Origin of the sequence: Methylobacterium soli (assembly GCF_008806385.1) — a bacterium.
Classification (GTDB): domain Bacteria; phylum Pseudomonadota; class Alphaproteobacteria; order Rhizobiales; family Beijerinckiaceae; genus Methylobacterium; species Methylobacterium soli.
In genome coordinates this window covers 20,550-36,217 of sequence record NZ_VZZK01000009.1, presented here as the reverse complement: position 1 = coordinate 36,217, position 15,668 = coordinate 20,550, and the positions used below count along the sequence as shown (strand labels likewise).

The window sequence follows — 15,668 nt, the reverse complement described above, 5'->3', positions numbered from 1 at the left end:
CATGACCGCACAGACCGACGGCAAAACCGACATCCTCTGGTTCCTGCCGACGCATGGCGACGGGCGCTATCTCGGCGCGTCCGAGGGCGCGCGCGACGTCTCGCTGAACTATTTGCGCCAGATCGCGCAGGCTGCCGACGATCTCGGCTATTTCGGCGTGCTGCTGCCGACCGGGCGCTCCTGCGAGGATTCCTGGGTGGTCGCCTCGGCCCTCGCGCCGCTGACGCAGCGCCTGCGCTTCCTCGTCGCCATCCGGCCCGGCCTGCAGGAGCCCTCGGTCTCCGCCCGCATGGCCGCGACGCTCGACCGGCTCTCGGGCGGGCGGCTCCTCATCAACGTCGTCACCGGCGGCGATCCGGTCGAGCTCAAGGGCGACGGCGTCTTCCTCGACCACGACGCGCGCTACGCGGTCACCGACGAGTTCCTGCACATCTGGCGCGGCCTCCTGTCCGGCGAGACGGTGTCCTTCGAGGGCCGGCACCTGCGCTGCGAGCAGGGCCGGCTGATCTTCCCGCCGGTGCAGAAGCCCTACCCGCCGCTCTATTTCGGCGGCTCCTCCCCCGCCGGCATCGAGGTCGCGGCCGACCATTGCGAGGTCTACCTGACCTGGGGCGAACCGCCCGCCAGCGTCGCGGAGAAGCTCGCCCGCGCCCGCGAGGCGGCCGAGGCCCGCGGCAAGACCTTCTCCTTCGGCATCCGCCTCCACGTCATCGTGCGCGAGACCGAGAGCGAGGCCTGGGCGGAGGCCGAGAGGCTGATCTCGCGGCTCGACGACGCGACCATCGCGCAGGCCCAGACCACGCTGAAGCGCATGGATTCCGTCGGCCAGAGCCGGATGCAGCAGCTTCACGGCGGCGACCGCTCGAAGCTCGTGGTCTCGCCGAACCTCTGGGCTGGCGTCGGCCTCGTGCGCGGCGGCGCGGGCACCGCCCTCGTCGGCTCGGCCGATCAGGTCGCCGACCGGATGAAGGAGTACATCGATCTCGGCATCGACCGCTTCATCCTCTCCGGCTACCCGCACCTCGAGGAAGCCTATCGCTTCGCGGAGCTCGTCTTCCCCAAGCTTCCCCTGCGGGCGACGACCGGCAACCCGCCGGTGACCGCCCGCAACAACGGTCCGTTCGGCGAGGTGATGGCCAACGACATCGTGCCGAGCCGCCGCATCGCCGCCCACTGAACGCCGATCCCGGGATTCTCCATGTCAGTTCTCACCTTGGCCAGCCCCGCGCGGCTCCTCCGCAATGTCCGGACAGCGCTCGCGCTCCTCCTGCTCGCGCTCATCCTTCCCTGCGCCGCGCGCGCGGAGGAGACCCTGATCCGCATCGGCTACCAGAAATACGGCACGCTGGTCCTGCTGAAGGGCCGCGGCACGCTGGAGCCGAGGCTGTCCGCGCTCGGCTACCGCGTGAGCTGGTCCGAGTTTCCCTCAGGCCCGCCGCTCCTCGAGGCGCTGAATGCCGGCGCGATCGATTTCGGCACGGCGGGCGAGACGCCGCCCATCTTCGCCCAGGCCGCGAGCGATCGCCTGATCTACGTCGCCCACGAGCCGGCCGCGCCCCGCGGCGAGGCCATCCTGGTTCAGAAGGACGGCCCGATCCGGACGGTGGCGGAGCTGCGGGGCAGGAAGGTCGCCCTCAACAAGGGCTCGAACGTCCATTACCTGCTCGTGCGCGCCCTCGAGAAAGCGGGCCTGACGCTCTCCGACATCACCCCGGTCTACCTCGCGCCGGCCGATGCGCGGGCCGCCTTCGAGCGCGGCGCGGTCGATGCCTGGGTGATCTGGGACCCCTTCCTGGCCGCCGCGGAAGCCGGGGCCAGCGCACGCACGCTCAGCGACGGCACCGGCCTGGTGCCGAACCACCAGTTCTACCTGGCCGCGCGCGACTTCGCCGCCAAGCACGGACCCGCCCTTGACGCGATCATCGCGGCCGTCGCCGAGGTCGATACCTGGGCCAAGGACAATACCGAGGCGGTCGCCCGGCAGCTCGCGCCCTCCGTCGGCATCCCGGCGCCGATTCTCGCGACGGCGCTCGCGCGGCAGAGCTACGGCGTGCGCCCCCTCGATGCCGGCGTCATCGCCGAGCAGCAGCGGATCGCCGACACCTTCCGGGAGCTTGGCCTCATCCCGAAGGCGATCGGGATCGCCGATGCCGTGCGAAAGCCCGGCAGCTGAAGCGCAACGGCGCCTCGGCCACCGCGTCCCGGCCGCTGCTTCATCCGGACGTGCCGGCGCGGAAGCGCCGGCTGCGAAGGGCGTCTGAACCCCTTCGTCGAGGCCGCGGGCCGCGGGCCGCCGCGGATCGATTCCGGGAGGCCGATCCCCGGCCACGCGTCGGATGTCGCCCGTCCGCCCGGCGGACGCGGCACGCGCCGCGGGGATTTCGCATCCCGGCAGCTCTGCTGGAGATGAAGCGCCATGCTGATCGACCGAGCGCCGGGCCGGGCACAGGTACCATCCATCGCCCGCCGATCCCATATCTGACGGGAATCGGAGAGCATGGCGTGTTTACAGTGAAGGGTATCGATCCGTTCGGCAGGTCCATGACCTTCGCGTGCGGGACGGACGAGCAGGCGATGGAGAAGACGTGGGAGCTGCAGCGGCGCGGCTTCCGCGACATCGTGGTGGTGGACCCCGCCGGCCGCGAACTGGGAGCCTCCGCCTTCGAGCGGTCCCTGGATATCGATTGGGATTAAGGCCCGCGGGACAGGCCCGTGAGCCTGCGGCGACGCCCCGGATGACCGCCGGCCGCCACGACAAGCCGGACGCGGCCCCGTCGCGACGCCGCGTCGCCTGCGAGGGGCCGAGCCGCAAGGAGCGTGGGGATCGCGAAAACACGAAGGCCGGCGCAGGGGTCTGCGCCGGCCTTCGCACAGGGTGCGTTGCTCAGAACTTCCGGATCAGGGGCTCGGGCATCGGCGCGGGCGCCTCGCCGAAGGTGTACCGGATGCCGCCGTAGATCGAGAGCGGCTGGGCAAGCGTCGTCGTCCGGGTGTCGTTCACCGGGTAGCGGTTGGCGACCAGGCCGGGCTCGAAGAAGGTGCCGAAGGTGGCGTAGCGGTTGTTGGTCAGGTTGGTCATGTACCCGAAGAGTTCCAGGTTCGGATTGACCCGGTAGCTCGTGTTGAGATTCAACACGTAATAGGCGGGCAGCTTCCTGTTCAGGTTCGACTCGTCGCCCCGGTAGTAGGAGGACGAGTAGGCCTGAAGCGCGAGACCGACGCGCCAGCGCGGCAGCACCTCGACGTCGAAACCGACCTTGAACTGGTGGGCCGGGATCAGCGGCACCTTGTTGCCCGGGGTGACGAAGATCGCGCCATCGTCCGACAGCGGATTGTTCGGCGAGGAGAGCGTCCCGTTGAACTGGAAGGTCGCGTCGATCAGCGCGTAGTTCGCGTACACGGTGAGCCAGTCGGCCACGTATTCCGTGCTGACCTCGAAGCCCTGGCGACGGGTCGCCGGCACGTTCACGAAGTAGCCGCGGGCCGCGTTGCCAGGTGTCGCCAGCTGGAGAATGTCATTCGCCAGATCCGTCCGGAAGGCGCCGATCTTATAATTGACGAGGCCGCCGTCGTAGAAGTTCGGCAACGTGCCGCGGAAGCCGACCTCGTAGGTCTGACCGGTCACCTGCTTGAGCGGCGGATCGGCCACCAGCGAGTTCGGCAGGAGGCAGGGCCGCAGCGGGTTGGCGCAGGCGAGTTCGAGCGGCGTCGGCGCGCGGTTCGACTCGGAATAGCCGCCATAGAGCGACAGGCCGGGGCTGAAGCGATAGGTCAGGCCGGCCAGCGGGTTGATCTTGTTGAAGTAATGCGTGCCGGTCACGTCCGGCGAGAAACCGGTCAGGTCCTGCGTGGAGATGCGGGCGAAGTTGAGGCGCGCGCCGGCCGTCAGCGAGAGGGCGTCGGTCAGGTCGATCGTGTCGGTGGTGTAGAGGCCCATATAGAGGTTCGAGCCGGTCACCGAACTCGGCGCGATGCCGAGGGCGCCCGCGGTGCGCAGGAAGTCGGTCCCGAGGCCCGGGATGTTGCCGTAGAACGGGTTGTTCGGGTTCGTGGTCACCGACAGGTCGGGATTGATCACGCCGAGCGTGCTCGACGACTTGAAGCTGTAATCGGCCGCGTCGATCGAACCGCCGACCACGAAGCTGTTGTTGAAGCCGAACACGCGGTCGCGATTGGCGGCCTGCAGCGAGCCGCCATACCCGGTCGCTTCCGTCTTGGTCACGTCGAGGGTGCCGTAGGGCACGCCCGCGGTGAACGGGATGCCGGTGGCGCCCGCATTCCGGCCGAGGAGCAGGAACTGGTTGCGGAAGGCGAGCTGCGATTGGCCGGCCGAGGGGCTGAAGCCGTCATCCTCGAAGCAGAGCCGGCCGCGGAAGCTCGAACGCGTGCTGCAATTCTCGAAATCGCTGTCGTTGCCGTCGATATATTGCTGGCTGAAGCGGCGGAAATAGGCGTTCCCGGCGAGATCCCAGGTCGGCGAGATGTCGACCCGGCCGGTCAGCTGCAGGGTTCCGACTTCGGTCGTGGTGGTCTGCGGGTAGGTGAAGATCGCGCGCGGGTCGCGGTGGGTGAAGTCGACCGGGGTGGCGGCGGCGGCGCCGAAATAGGTCCGGGCCAGCTGCCCGATCAGGTGGAACTCGGAATCGGGCGTGCGATAGCCGAGGTCGCCGTAGACGCGGCCGAGCGTGCTCGGGCTCTGATAGCGCCAGCCGCGGTCGTTCAGCCCGTCGCCCGCGAAGTAGACGCTCCAGGGGCCGATCATCTTGCCGTACTGGAGCGAGCCCGCGGTGCGGGCGTCCGAGCCGCCGAGCGCGGTGATCTCGGTGCCCTGCCAGGTGAAGCCGTTCTTCATCTGGATGTTGATGGCGCCGCCGAGCGCGTTGAGGCCGAAGACCGGATTGCCCGTCACGATGTCGATGCGGTTGATCGCGACCTGCGGGATCAGATCCAGGTTGACGGTGTCGCCGAAGGCCTCGTTGATGCGCACGCCGTTCTGGTAGACCGCCAGACCCTGCGGCACGCCGGTCACCGGCGAGGCCTGGAAGCCGCGATAGTTGATGTCGACGCGGTTGTTGTTGCCCTGCGAATCCGAGAGGTTCAGACCGGGCACGCGCCGAGCCAGCGTATCGACCGCGTTGAAGGTCGCCCGATCGAAGTCGAGGTCGGCGGCCGTCACGGATTCGACGGTGCTGGGGATCTTGTAGAGCGGCTGCGCACCGCCACGCAGGCGCTCCGTGCTCGGCACCTGCAGGACCGGTGCGTTGTAGAGGGAGGCACTCGGCGCACCGACGCCCGCGGCACTGCCCACCGGGGTCGTCGCGACGACGCTGATCTCACCGAGCGTGACCGATTGTTGCGCCTGAGCCGCCAGTGGCATCAGCGCCACCGACGCGAACAGGCTGTACCGCAACGAACGCATTGTTCCCCCAACCCGATGATGATCGCCGTCCCTTTGGGGGACTTGTTCCGCACTCATGAGACGGGCTGCCCAAAGAAACAATACGGCTCCGCTTCTCTTCCGGGCCTTGATGCGTTTGTGGCAATCGATTGCCCGGAAGCGTGTCGGGCGTGCCACATTTTTGCTTTGCGATCAGAGCCTTATGCAGATAAAGTGGCAATCCGTTCGGGAGGATTTGGCAAGGCCAGGAGCGCCTGAGGCCAGGCCGCGTCTCCCTCCCGCCTCGATAGGTGATGGCGGAGGCAATTCAGCGGTCGAGGATCCCCGATGGCCGGCACGCAAGCGCGTTCGTGTCGGCAAACGGACATACGAGATGGGGATGCGCGCCCGCGCTCGAACAGCAGCCGTCGAATGGCCGGCGCAGCCCCGATTGGGCAATATCGGCAATACATCTTGCCGATATTCAAGTTCGACATTGCCGAAGCGTCATACAAGTAAAAACTAAAGTATTAATTTATACATTATTGGCGAGTATTGCACAAAACAATTTCATTCTGCATAAACTGAAAATCACAAGCTCGGAGAGCCAGCGTGAAAAGCGCAGCACCCGCAGTTGATTTCATCGAAGGCGTTCGACTGCTGAAACAGCAGGTGCATGCAGACGGGCGTGGCGAACTTGTTGCTTTCGAGCAATGGGAAAATGTGCCTTTTTCCATCGAGCGCGTCTTCTTCATGAAGATCGATCGACTGGGTATCGCGCGCGGAGGTCACGCGAATTCTTGTGACGAGCTCATCGTTCCGCTCGCTGGCTCCGTTCTGGTCGAGGTCGATAACGGCGAGGCGCGCTCGACCATCCGTCTCCGCGACCGGGCTCAGGCCCTGTGGATCAGGCCCGGCATCCTGATCCATCTTCGCGACTTCGAGCCGGACACCGTGCTCCTGGTGTTCGCGTCGGCCCGCTACAGCGAAACGCGGCATTTCGATCGTGCGCAGCCGCAGATCCGGCTGGCCAGCTGCACCGCATGATCCTGCAAGCCTCGCCTCCGCTTCGCATCGCGCGGTTCAGGCCCGAGATCGACGCGGCCGTCGCCGGGGTGCTGGGCGGAACCGAGTACATCCTGGGCTCGGCCGTGGCAGCCTTCGAGGCGGCATTCGCCGAATATTGCGGCAGCCGCCACTGTGTCGGCGTCGCCTCCGGCACGGATGCGCTCGCGCTGTCCCTGCGCGCCCTCGGGATCGGGCCCGGTGACGAGGTGATCCTTCCGGCCCTGACCTTCGCGGGCAGCGCCCAGGCGATCCTGCATTGCGGTGCCGAGCCCCGCTTCGTCGAGGTCGAGGCGGGCACCCGCTGCATCGATCCGTCCGCGGTCGCCGACGCCGTGAACGGGCGCACCGCCGCCATCATGCCGGTCCACCTGTTCGGCCACCCGGCCGACATGCCGGCCCTGAGGGAGGTGGCGGACAGGCACCACCTCGCGCTGATCGAGGATTGCGCCCAGTCGCACGGCGCCACCCTGAAGGGCCGCCGCCTCGGCACGTTCGGGCATGCGGCGGCCTATTCCTTCTATCCCACCAAGAACCTGGGCTGCATCGGCGATGGCGGTGCGGTGGCGACGAACGATGCGCAACTGGCGGAGCGTGTCCGCGCGCTGCGCCAATACGGCTTCGCCCCGGGCGGCCGGGTGAGCCGCAGCCTCGGCTTCAACGCGCGTCTCGACGCGATCCAGGCCGCGATCCTGCTGGCTCTGCTGCCCCATCTCGCGGCGGGAAATGCCGAGCGGCGGGCGATCGCGGCGCGCTACCGCGCGCATTTCGAGCCCTGCCCGGCCATCGGCCTGCCGCCGGACGCGGATGGCTGCGTCTATCACCAGTTCGCGCTGGCGCACGCGGATCGCGACGGGCTGATGCGCCATCTCGCGGCCGCCGGGATCGGGAGCGCCGTCCACTACGCGCCGGCCCTGCATCGTCACCCCGCCTTCCTGGAGGGGGCAGCCCGCCCCCTGCCCGTCACGGACGCCCTGAGTGCGACGCTTCTCAGCCTGCCGATCCAGCCGGAGGTCGCGCGGGACGCCGTCGAACCCATCGCCGAGGCCGTGCTGGACTTCGTCGGCGCGAGGACGCGATGAGCGGCATTCTCCTGTTCGGAACCGGCTCGCCGATCCTCCTCGACCTCGAGGAGAGCCTGCATCGCGCCGGCCGGCCCGTTGCGGCGGGCATCCGCAATCGCCCGGGCGCGTGCCACCTTCCGGGGGACCTGCCCGCCCTCGCGGTCGACGCGCTCGATGACGCCCATCGCGCGCTGCCCTTCCTCGTCCCGTTGTTCACGCCGGGCCATCGGCAGATCGCCGCGCGCGAGGCCCGGGCGGCGGGCCTGACGCAGCCCTTCACCTTGATCGACCCCAGCGTGCCGAGCCCCCGCCGGATCGAGATCGGACCGGGCAGCTACGTGAATGCGGGCTGCAGCCTCGGCGCCGGCTCGGAATTCGGGACTTACGTCTTCGTCAATCGCGGCGCGAGCATCGGGCATCACGTCAGGCTCGGGGCCTTCGTGTCGATCGGGCCCGGGGGCGTCATCGCCGGGCATGTGAGCCTCGGCCGCGGCGCCGTGATCGGCGCCGGCGCCACGATCCTGCCCGAGCTGACGATCGGCGAGAACGCCGTCGTCGGGGGCGGCTCGGTCGTCACCCGCGACGTGCCCGCGGGCGCGCTCGTGCTCGGCAACCCGGCCCGCCTCGTGCGCGCGGAGATCGGCGGCTACAAGGGACTCGCGGTCTCGTGGTGAAGCCGGTCGTCCACCTCTACACCGTCTGCTGGGACGAGGCCGACATGCTCGGCTTCTTCTTCCGGCATTACGATTCCTGGGTCGATCGCTACGTCATCTACGACGATGGCTCGACCGACGGCTCCCGCGACCTCCTCGCCGCGCATCCGAAGGTCGAATTGCGCCGGTTCGCCCGGGTGGAGACGGAATCCTTCGTCCTCTCGCACAAGGCCCTGCAGGACGAGGCCTGGAAGGAGAGCCGCGGGCGGGCGGATTGGGTCGTCATCACCGCCATCGACGAGCACCTCGCCCTGCGCGGCCGCGCGATGGCGGCGTACCTCGCCGAGCAAGCCGAGCGGGGTGTGACGCTGATCCCGGCGCTGGGCTTCGACATGAACCATCCGGTGATGCCCGATGACCGAGGCCTTCTCGTCGAGCGGGTCACTCGCGGCCGGCCCCGCGTCGCCTTCAACAAGCTGAGCCTCTTCAAGCCCGAGGCTCTGCGCGAGAGCGGCTTCTCCGCCGGCCGCCACGCCGCCGAGCCTGCGGGCCGCCTCTGCCTGCCGGCCCGCGACGCGGTGATGCTCCATCACTTCAAGCATCTCGGCTTCGCGCGGAACGCCGCGCGCGAGGCGGCCCAGGCCGAGCGCCTCGGCGCGGTCGATCGCCGCCACGGTTACGGCCAGCACTATCTCTGGGGGGCGGAGCGGCTGCGCACATTCTGGGACGAGATGGAGCGCGAATCGCGCGACCTGTCCGCGGCGGGGTTCGACCCCGCCGGGCAAGCGGCACGGCCCCTGTGGTGGGAAGCCCGGCCCGACATGGCCCGCGCCCGCGACGCGCCCGCCCCTCCCGCCCGCGGCGCGTCAGCCCCGACCGTGTCGGTTCTGGTGAAGAGCTACAACCACGCGCCCTACGTGGCGCAGACGATCCGGAGCATCCTCGACCAGTCGTTCCAGGATTTCGAGATCGTCGTCACCGACGATGCCTCGACCGACGCGACCGCCGCGATCCTGCGCGGCTTCGACGATCCGCGCCTGCGCCTCGAGGTGCTGCCCGCAAACCGCGGCATCTCGGGGGCGATGAACGCCACGATCGCCCGCGCCCGCGGGCGCTATCTCGCGATCCTCAACTCCGACGACTGGGCCCTGCCCGGCCGCCTCGCGTCCCAGGTCGCCTTCCTGGATGCCAATCCCGACGTTTCGGCGGTGTTCGGAATGCCGCTTGCCGTCGACGAGGGCGGCGCGCCGACCGTGCCCTTCAACGACTTCCACGCCCCCTTGCGCCTGCCCGACTTCTCGCGGCGCAGCTGGCTCCGGCACTTCTTTTTCCACGGCAATTGCCTGTGCGCACCGACCGCCATGATCCGGCGCGACGCCTACGAGCAGGTCGGCGCCTACGATCCGCGCCTGACGAACTATCAGGATCTCGACATGTGGATCCGGATGCTCGTCGCGGGCCGCAACATCCACGTGCTCGACCAGGAATTGACCGCGTTCCGGATCCGGGCGGGCGACGCCAACATGAGCGCGCCGCGCCCGGACACCCGCCTGCGCTCGGCCTTCGAGATGACGAAACTCCTGCGGCACTTCGCGAATCTCGACGCGGCCTGCTTCGACGAGGTGTTCGGGCCCCACCCGTCCGACCGCGAGGGCGCGGTGTTTGCGCCCGGAATGCCGGTCCCGCTTCGCGTCGCCGAGCTGGCGCTCAGCGACCGGCGGGTCGAGTACAACCACTTCGCCCTGGAGATCGTCTACGAGACCGCGCACCGGCAGGCGGATTTCGATCGATTGCGCGTCAGGGCGGGCGAGACCGACGCGTTCGGTCTGCGCGCCGTCGCGGCGCGCGACCGGATGATCGAGAACCTGGACGCGCGCGTCGGGATCGGCTTCACCTACCCGGTCAGCCCGGCCGAGTGCCGGTCCCTCGCGGAACTGACCCTGCTCTACCGGGTCGTGCTCGGGCGCGATCCGGATGCGGACGGGCTCAGGCACTATGTCCGGCACCTGCGCGACGGGCACGGCCTCCGATCCGTGGCCGAGGACGTCGTCGCCTCGGCCGAGTTTCAGGCATTGGGGGGCGACGGCGCCACGCGTCTCTGCCGCCAGGCCGCCGGCCGCGGGCCGAATGCCCACGAGCGCGCCCTCGCTCTGGCCGACCTCGCGGTCGCGCTCGTTCGCGCGCCCGAGGCCGCGCGCCGGCACGCCGTCCTGGCGGCGGTCTATCCCCGCGGCCTGCCCTCTCAGGCTCCGCATCTCTACGCCTGGTGGGATGACGAGCGCGAGCGCCTGAGCGGCGAGCGGTCGCCGGGCCTAAGCGAGACGCCCCCGGACGCGACACTCTCGGTGATCGTCCTGATCGATCGGCCGCTCGATCCCGATGAGCGGAGCCTCCTGTCGCGGCTGGTTCAGGCGATGACGGCCTGCGGCCAAGTCGTCCTGGCCCCGCTGGACGCGGCCAGCACCCTGTTCTGCCAGCGGTTCTGCAGGGGAGCGGGCACGGGCCCCCTCGCGATGGTGAGCGCGTGGCGATCGCGGCCACCCGAAGCGGCGATCGCCCGCGCCCAGCAAAGCTGCCGGGGAACCTTCACCTGTGTGGTCGATCGCGGCGATGTCGTCCTGGCCCACCGGTTCGCCGCGCTGCGCCCGCTCCTGGGGCCGGTCGACGTCCTCCTGTGCGACCAGGATGTCCGAACCCCCGCCGGTCAGCGGCGCGACCCGGCCCTGAACGGCCGCTGGGACCCCGATGCCTGCCTTGCCCGTCCGCCCTCGGCCCTGATCCTCTTCAGGACCAGCCTGATCCGCGCCTGCGGGGGTTGGCGCGGGCCGATTGCGGCGGGCTGCGCGAGCGGCCTGCTCCAGTGGGACCTGCTCCTGCGCTTCGGCCATCGCCGCGGGGCCGCCCGGGTCGGGAACGCGCCCGTGGTTCTCGTCCACCGGCGAGACGCCGCGCGCGTCTCGGAGGCCCCGCCGGAGAACCTGGCCATCATCCGGCGCTTCCTCGCCGAGACCGGGCGGCGCTCCGTCGTCCCGGCAGCGTGCCCCGCCTCCGGCATCCTGCGCCTGCACTACCCGCGCAGGAGCACGCCGAAGGTGTCGGTCATCGTGCCGACCCGCGACAAGGTCGAGCTGCTGGAACCTTGCCTCGCGAGCCTGCTCGCGCGAACGCGCTATCCCGACTTCGAGGTGCTCGTCGTCGACAACGAGAGTTCCGAGCCGCGGACACGGGCCTTCCTGGCGCAGGCCGCAGCCGACCCGCGCCTGCGCACCCTCCCCTGTGCCGGAATCTTCAACTGGGCGCGGAGCAACAATGCCGGCGCGGCACAGACGGACGGGGCGGTGCTGGTCCTGCTCAACAACGACACCGTCGTGATCAACGAGGACTGGCTCGACGAGCTCGTCTCCCAGGCGCTGCGCTGCGAGGTCGGTGTCGTCGGCGCCAAGCTCTACTATCCGGATGGTCGGGTGCAGCATGCCGGCATCGAGATCGACCGCGCTGGAGAGGCGCGGCACGTGTGGCGCGGGGCGCCGCGCCAGGATCCGGGCTACCTCGACCAGTTGCGCATCGTCCGCAACGTCTCGGCCGTGACCGGGGCCTGCATGGCCTTCCGCAGAACGACGTTCGAGGACCTTGGCGGCTTCGACGAGACATTGCGGGTCACGTGGAGCGACGTGGATTTCTGCATCCGCGCCCGAACAGCCGGCTATCGCGTCATCTGGACGCCCCATGCCGAGCTCTATCACCGCGAGGGCGCGACGCGCAGCTTCGACCGCTCGGCCCAGGACGAGGCGCGCTTCCTTCGCGAACGGGACCAGGTCCGGACGGCGTGGCGCACGGTCCTGCCGGAGATCGGCTTCCAGAGCCCCCATCTCCTGACCGACCGCGATCAGCCCTACCTCTCGACGCGGGTGCTCGCGGAGCTTGCCGAGCGCCGCCAAGGTGGCCACCATCCGCCAATCTCCACCGAGCCGGAGGCTCGATCGTCACCAGTCGATGTCGCCGATCGCTCACGGACCGACCCGGTCGCGGTCGAAGGAGGATGCCATGCTCACCCGAACGGCGATCTATGAGGGCGTGATCCGCGCCGGCCAGGAGGACACCTTCTTCCGGCGTGTGCGCGACGAGTTGGAACCGCTCTGGCGACGCTTCCCCAACGTCACGGCCGTGCGCGTTCAACGCGTGATCGCCAAGGACGAGGATGCGCAGCCCATCGCGATGATCCTGGAGATGGACTTCCCCGATCGCGCGGCGATCGAGGCCTGCCTCGCATCACCGATCCGGCCGGAATCCCACGCGGCCACCATGGCGGTGATGACGCTGTTCGAGGGGCGATTCTATCATCTCGTCACCGAAGCCAGGGCTCTGGCGCCGTCGCCCTGATCCGATCGACCCGATGGGGCCGATCAGCTCCCCGGACGACACCGGCCTGTCGAAAGGCGGCGGATGACCCGGAACGGCAGAAATCGAGGGAACATTGTCATGGCGGGCTGCGCAGGCGGGTGACAGGATCCTGCTCATGCGCAGGCCCCGTGACCCGACATCGCCTTTCCCGCCTCGCCGGGTCCTGATCCTGGGCGCGGCCCCGAGCCAGCTCCTCGACATTGCGGGTCCCGCCGAGATCCTGGCACAGGCCGGGTCACTCAGAGGGAGCGAGACGGGCGGGACGGCGGCTGACGGCCTGCCGCCTCTCTACGCGGTCTCCTGCCTGATCGTTCCTGAACCCGGCACACCCGCCACCTCCGCCGGTCTCCCCCTCCCGTCGACCGTCACCGAGGCGGAGGCACTCGCCTGGATGGACCTCGACACGCTGATCGTGGTGGGCGGCGAGGGCGCGCGCCGCCGCTGCACCGAGGCGGCGATCCGGATGCTGACGCAAAGCTTGGCCGCGCAGGCACGGCGCGTCGTCGGCGTGTGCACCGGGGCCTTCATCCTCGCGGAGGCCGGCTGCCTGCGCGGGCGCAAGGTGACCACGCACTGGCGCTGGTGCGACGCGCTGAACCGTCTGCATCCCGACCTCTCGGTCGATCCCGAGCCGATCTACGTCCGCGACGGCGATGTCTGGACCTCGGCCGGCGTCACGGCCGGGATGGATCTGACGCTCGCCCTCGTCGAGGCCGATCACGGGCACGCGCTCGCCCTCGCCGTCGCGCGGGAGCTGGTGATGTTCCTGCGCCGCCCCGGCGGCCAGAAGCAGTTCAGCACCGTGCTGTCGGCTCAGACGGGGCTGTCGGTGCGGCTCGCCGACCTCATGGCCTGGATGGGCGAGAATCTGCACCAATCCCTCCCGGTCGACACCCTGGCCGCGCGCGCCGGCCTCAGTCCCCGGCAATTCGCCCGCGCTTTCCGGGCCGAGACCGGCCTGACACCGGCCCGGATGTTGGAGCGCCTGCGCGTCGAGAGCGCGCGCCGCATGCTCGAATCGGATCAGGCCGGCGTCTCCGCCGTCGCCGCGCGCTGCGGCTTCCAGGCCGACGAGACGATGCGGCGCGCCTTCCTGCGCCACCTCGGCGTCCCGCCGGGCCATTACCGCAACCTGTTTCGCACACGGCCCCCTTCCGATGTCCCCACGCCAGAGACGGTCCTGCACGCATGATTGATCCTGATCGCCACCTCCAGATCGGCTCGCTGCTGTTCGATCGCCTCGACCAGATCGACCTCACCGGACCGTTCGAGGTGCTCTCCCGCATCCCGAACGCGACCTGCCGGATCTACGCCAAGGATCGGGAGCCGGTCAGCGACGTCAACGGCCTGCGCCTCGTCGCCGACGCGCCCTTGAGCGAAGCGCCCAAGCTCGACGTCCTGCACGTGCCGGGCGGCTACGGCCAGGAGGCCCTGATGGAGGATGAGGCGGTCCTCCGCTGGATCCGGGCGCAGGCCGAGGCTGCGCTGTGCGTGTTCCCGGTCTGCACGGGTGCCCTGATCTGCGGGGCCGCCGGCCTGCTCGTGGGCAAGCGGGCGACGAGCCACTGGAGCGCGCACCACCTGCTGCACCATTTCGGCGCGATTCCGGTCGATGCCCGCGTGGTGGAGGACGGCACCCTGATCTGCGCCGCCGGCGTCACCGCAGGGATCGACGGCGCGCTCACGGTCGCGGCGCGCCTGCGCGGCCCGGAGGTGGCGCAGCTGATCCAGCTCTCCATGGCCTACGCACCCGAGCCGCCTTTCGACGCCGGCACGCCCGAGCGCGCCCCGGCCGCCGTGCTCGCCCGGGCCCGGGCGGCAGCCTCCACGATCACGGCGCAGCGCGCGGCGACCGCGCGGCGGATCGAGACCCGCCTGGGCCTGACCCGGTCGGGCGCCGCGCCGGACTGATCCCCTCCCCCGATGGCGGTCCCAGCCCGTGGACGCTCGTCGCCGTCCGGGGCCGAGCCGCCGCCCGGACACGCTCGCCGCCCTCACCACCTTCATCGGGAAGCCCCTGGGCTGCCCCCCGAGGATGCCGGAGGCGCAAGGCGCAGGCCGGGCGGGCGAGACCCGCCCTCAACCGGGTGCCGAGCCCTGCAGGCGGCGCCGACGTTCGGCGCGGGAGAGTTCGTCGGCGCTGGCAAAGCCCGTCGCGGTCGCGATCTCGGATCGGCTCAGCGCGCTCTCCCGACCGAGCTGATGCGCCCGGTCGAGGCGCAGGTTGAGATAATGCCGATGGAGCCCCTGGCCGAGAAGGTCGTGGAACAGTCGCTCCAATTGCCGCACCGAAACCCGCGCGAGGTCGGCCAGGGCCTCGCGCGGGAGCGGCGCCTCCAGGTTCGCCTCCATCGCCGCCAGCACCCGAAGCAGGCGCGGATCGCGCACGCCGAAGCGTTGGCGCAGGTCCATCCGCTGGGGGCTCAAGCCCTCGCGGATCTGGTTGTGGAGGAACCAGTCGCTGACGCCCGCCGCGAGCCCGGGGCCGTGGTCGCGCTCGATCAGGCTCAGCATCAGGTCGAGGGCCGCGATGCCGCCCGAGCAGGTGACCCGGTCGCCCTGGATCTCGAAGAGCGAGCGCACGACGTCGATGTCCGGAAAATGTTCCTCGAAGGCCGGGACGTGCTCCCAATGCAGGGTGCAGCGGCGCCCTTCGAGGAGGCCCGCCCGCGCGAGGATGTAGGGGCCGCCTGAGATCCCCCCGATCGTGGCGCCGCGCCGCGCCAGATCGCGCAGCCACGCCGACACGGCCGGATCATCGAAGGCGGCCGGGTTGCCGCCCGCGCAGACGAAGACCCGATCGGCCGCGCGCGTGGCCGCGCCCACCGCGACATCGGTGAGGATGGTCACGCCATTCGAGGCCCGCACGGCGCCCCCGCCCGGCGCGGCATGCCACCACTCGTACAGGCGGCACCCCGAGAGCGTGTTGGCCGCACGCAGCGGCTCGACCGCGGCCGTGTAGGCCATCAGGGGAAAATCGGGCACGAGCACGAAGCCGATCGTCAGGGTCGGCGGAGCCTCGATCCGGGGCGGCTTGCGCCCCGGCCTTAGGCGCGCTGAGGCTGAGGCGTCGCTGCTCATTTTTGCGGATTTTGCCGGAAATCTGTC

The 15,668-nt window shown here is 69.9% G+C and carries 12 protein-coding genes; 10 read left to right on the top strand and 2 right to left on the bottom strand.

Going from position 1 to position 15,668, the window contains the following annotated elements; all coding sequences use genetic code 11:
* The first annotated feature begins 1 nt into the window (after position 1).
* The 3 genes from ssuD to F6X53_RS10575 all read left to right on the top strand — a co-directional run bounded on the left by ssuD (position 2) and on the right by F6X53_RS10575 (position 2,694).
* Positions 2-1,177 carry an FMNH2-dependent alkanesulfonate monooxygenase gene (gene ssuD / locus F6X53_RS10585; protein ID WP_150999996.1) on the top strand — a complete coding sequence of 392 codons (1,176 nt, stop codon included), beginning with the start codon at positions 2-4 and terminating at the stop codon, positions 1,175-1,177.
* A gap of 21 nt (positions 1,178-1,198) precedes the next feature.
* On the top strand, positions 1,199-2,173 hold the full coding sequence (locus F6X53_RS10580; RefSeq protein ID WP_150999995.1) for a sulfonate ABC transporter substrate-binding protein: 975 nt from the start codon (positions 1,199-1,201) through the stop codon (positions 2,171-2,173).
* Positions 2,174-2,406: 233 nt separating this feature from the next.
* Positions 2,407-2,694 (top strand): hypothetical protein, encoded by a 288-nt coding sequence (locus F6X53_RS10575; RefSeq protein WP_425324688.1) that lies wholly within the window; start codon positions 2,407-2,409, stop codon positions 2,692-2,694.
* Between the two features lie 190 nt (positions 2,695-2,884).
* Here F6X53_RS10575 and F6X53_RS10570 read toward each other — a convergent pair whose 3' ends face one another.
* Positions 2,885-5,419: a TonB-dependent receptor gene (locus F6X53_RS10570; protein ID WP_150999994.1), complete on the bottom strand. Its 2,535-nt coding sequence runs from the start codon at positions 5,417-5,419 to the stop codon at positions 2,885-2,887.
* 570 nt (positions 5,420-5,989) lie between these two features.
* Between F6X53_RS10570 and F6X53_RS10565 the strand changes: the two genes are divergently transcribed.
* The 7 genes from F6X53_RS10565 (at position 5,990) to F6X53_RS10535 (ending at position 14,471) form a co-directional block, all read left to right on the top strand.
* Complete coding sequence (locus tag F6X53_RS10565; protein ID WP_150999993.1) at positions 5,990-6,424, top strand: sugar 3,4-ketoisomerase; 435 nt, start codon at positions 5,990-5,992, stop codon at positions 6,422-6,424.
* On the top strand, positions 6,421-7,524 hold the full coding sequence (locus F6X53_RS10560) for a DegT/DnrJ/EryC1/StrS family aminotransferase (protein ID WP_150999992.1): 1,104 nt from the start codon (positions 6,421-6,423) through the stop codon (positions 7,522-7,524). The genes F6X53_RS10565 and F6X53_RS10560 overlap by 4 nt, the downstream gene beginning before the upstream one ends.
* Entirely contained in the window at positions 7,521-8,180 is a 660-nt protein-coding gene (locus F6X53_RS10555) for an LbetaH domain-containing protein (protein WP_150999991.1), read from the top strand. The genes F6X53_RS10560 and F6X53_RS10555 overlap by 4 nt, the downstream gene beginning before the upstream one ends.
* Positions 8,174-12,229, top strand: coding sequence for a glycosyltransferase (locus tag F6X53_RS10550; RefSeq protein WP_150999990.1), 4,056 nt, complete (start codon positions 8,174-8,176; stop codon positions 12,227-12,229). The genes F6X53_RS10555 and F6X53_RS10550 overlap by 7 nt, the downstream gene beginning before the upstream one ends.
* Entirely contained in the window at positions 12,204-12,539 is a 336-nt protein-coding gene (locus F6X53_RS10545) for a hypothetical protein (protein ID WP_150999989.1), read from the top strand. Before F6X53_RS10550 ends, F6X53_RS10545 begins: the two co-directional genes overlap by 26 nt.
* 136 nt (positions 12,540-12,675) lie before the next feature.
* Complete coding sequence (locus F6X53_RS10540; protein ID WP_150999988.1) at positions 12,676-13,752, top strand: GlxA family transcriptional regulator; 1,077 nt, start codon at positions 12,676-12,678, stop codon at positions 13,750-13,752.
* Complete coding sequence (locus tag F6X53_RS10535; RefSeq protein WP_150999987.1) at positions 13,749-14,471, top strand: DJ-1/PfpI family protein; 723 nt, start codon at positions 13,749-13,751, stop codon at positions 14,469-14,471. The genes F6X53_RS10540 and F6X53_RS10535 overlap by 4 nt, the downstream gene beginning before the upstream one ends.
* A gap of 168 nt (positions 14,472-14,639) precedes the next feature.
* Here F6X53_RS10535 and F6X53_RS10530 read toward each other — a convergent pair whose 3' ends face one another.
* Positions 14,640-15,641 carry a GlxA family transcriptional regulator gene (locus F6X53_RS10530; RefSeq protein WP_150999986.1) on the bottom strand — a complete coding sequence of 334 codons (1,002 nt, stop codon included), beginning with the start codon at positions 15,639-15,641 and terminating at the stop codon, positions 14,640-14,642.
* Positions 15,642-15,668: the final 27 nt, after the last annotated feature.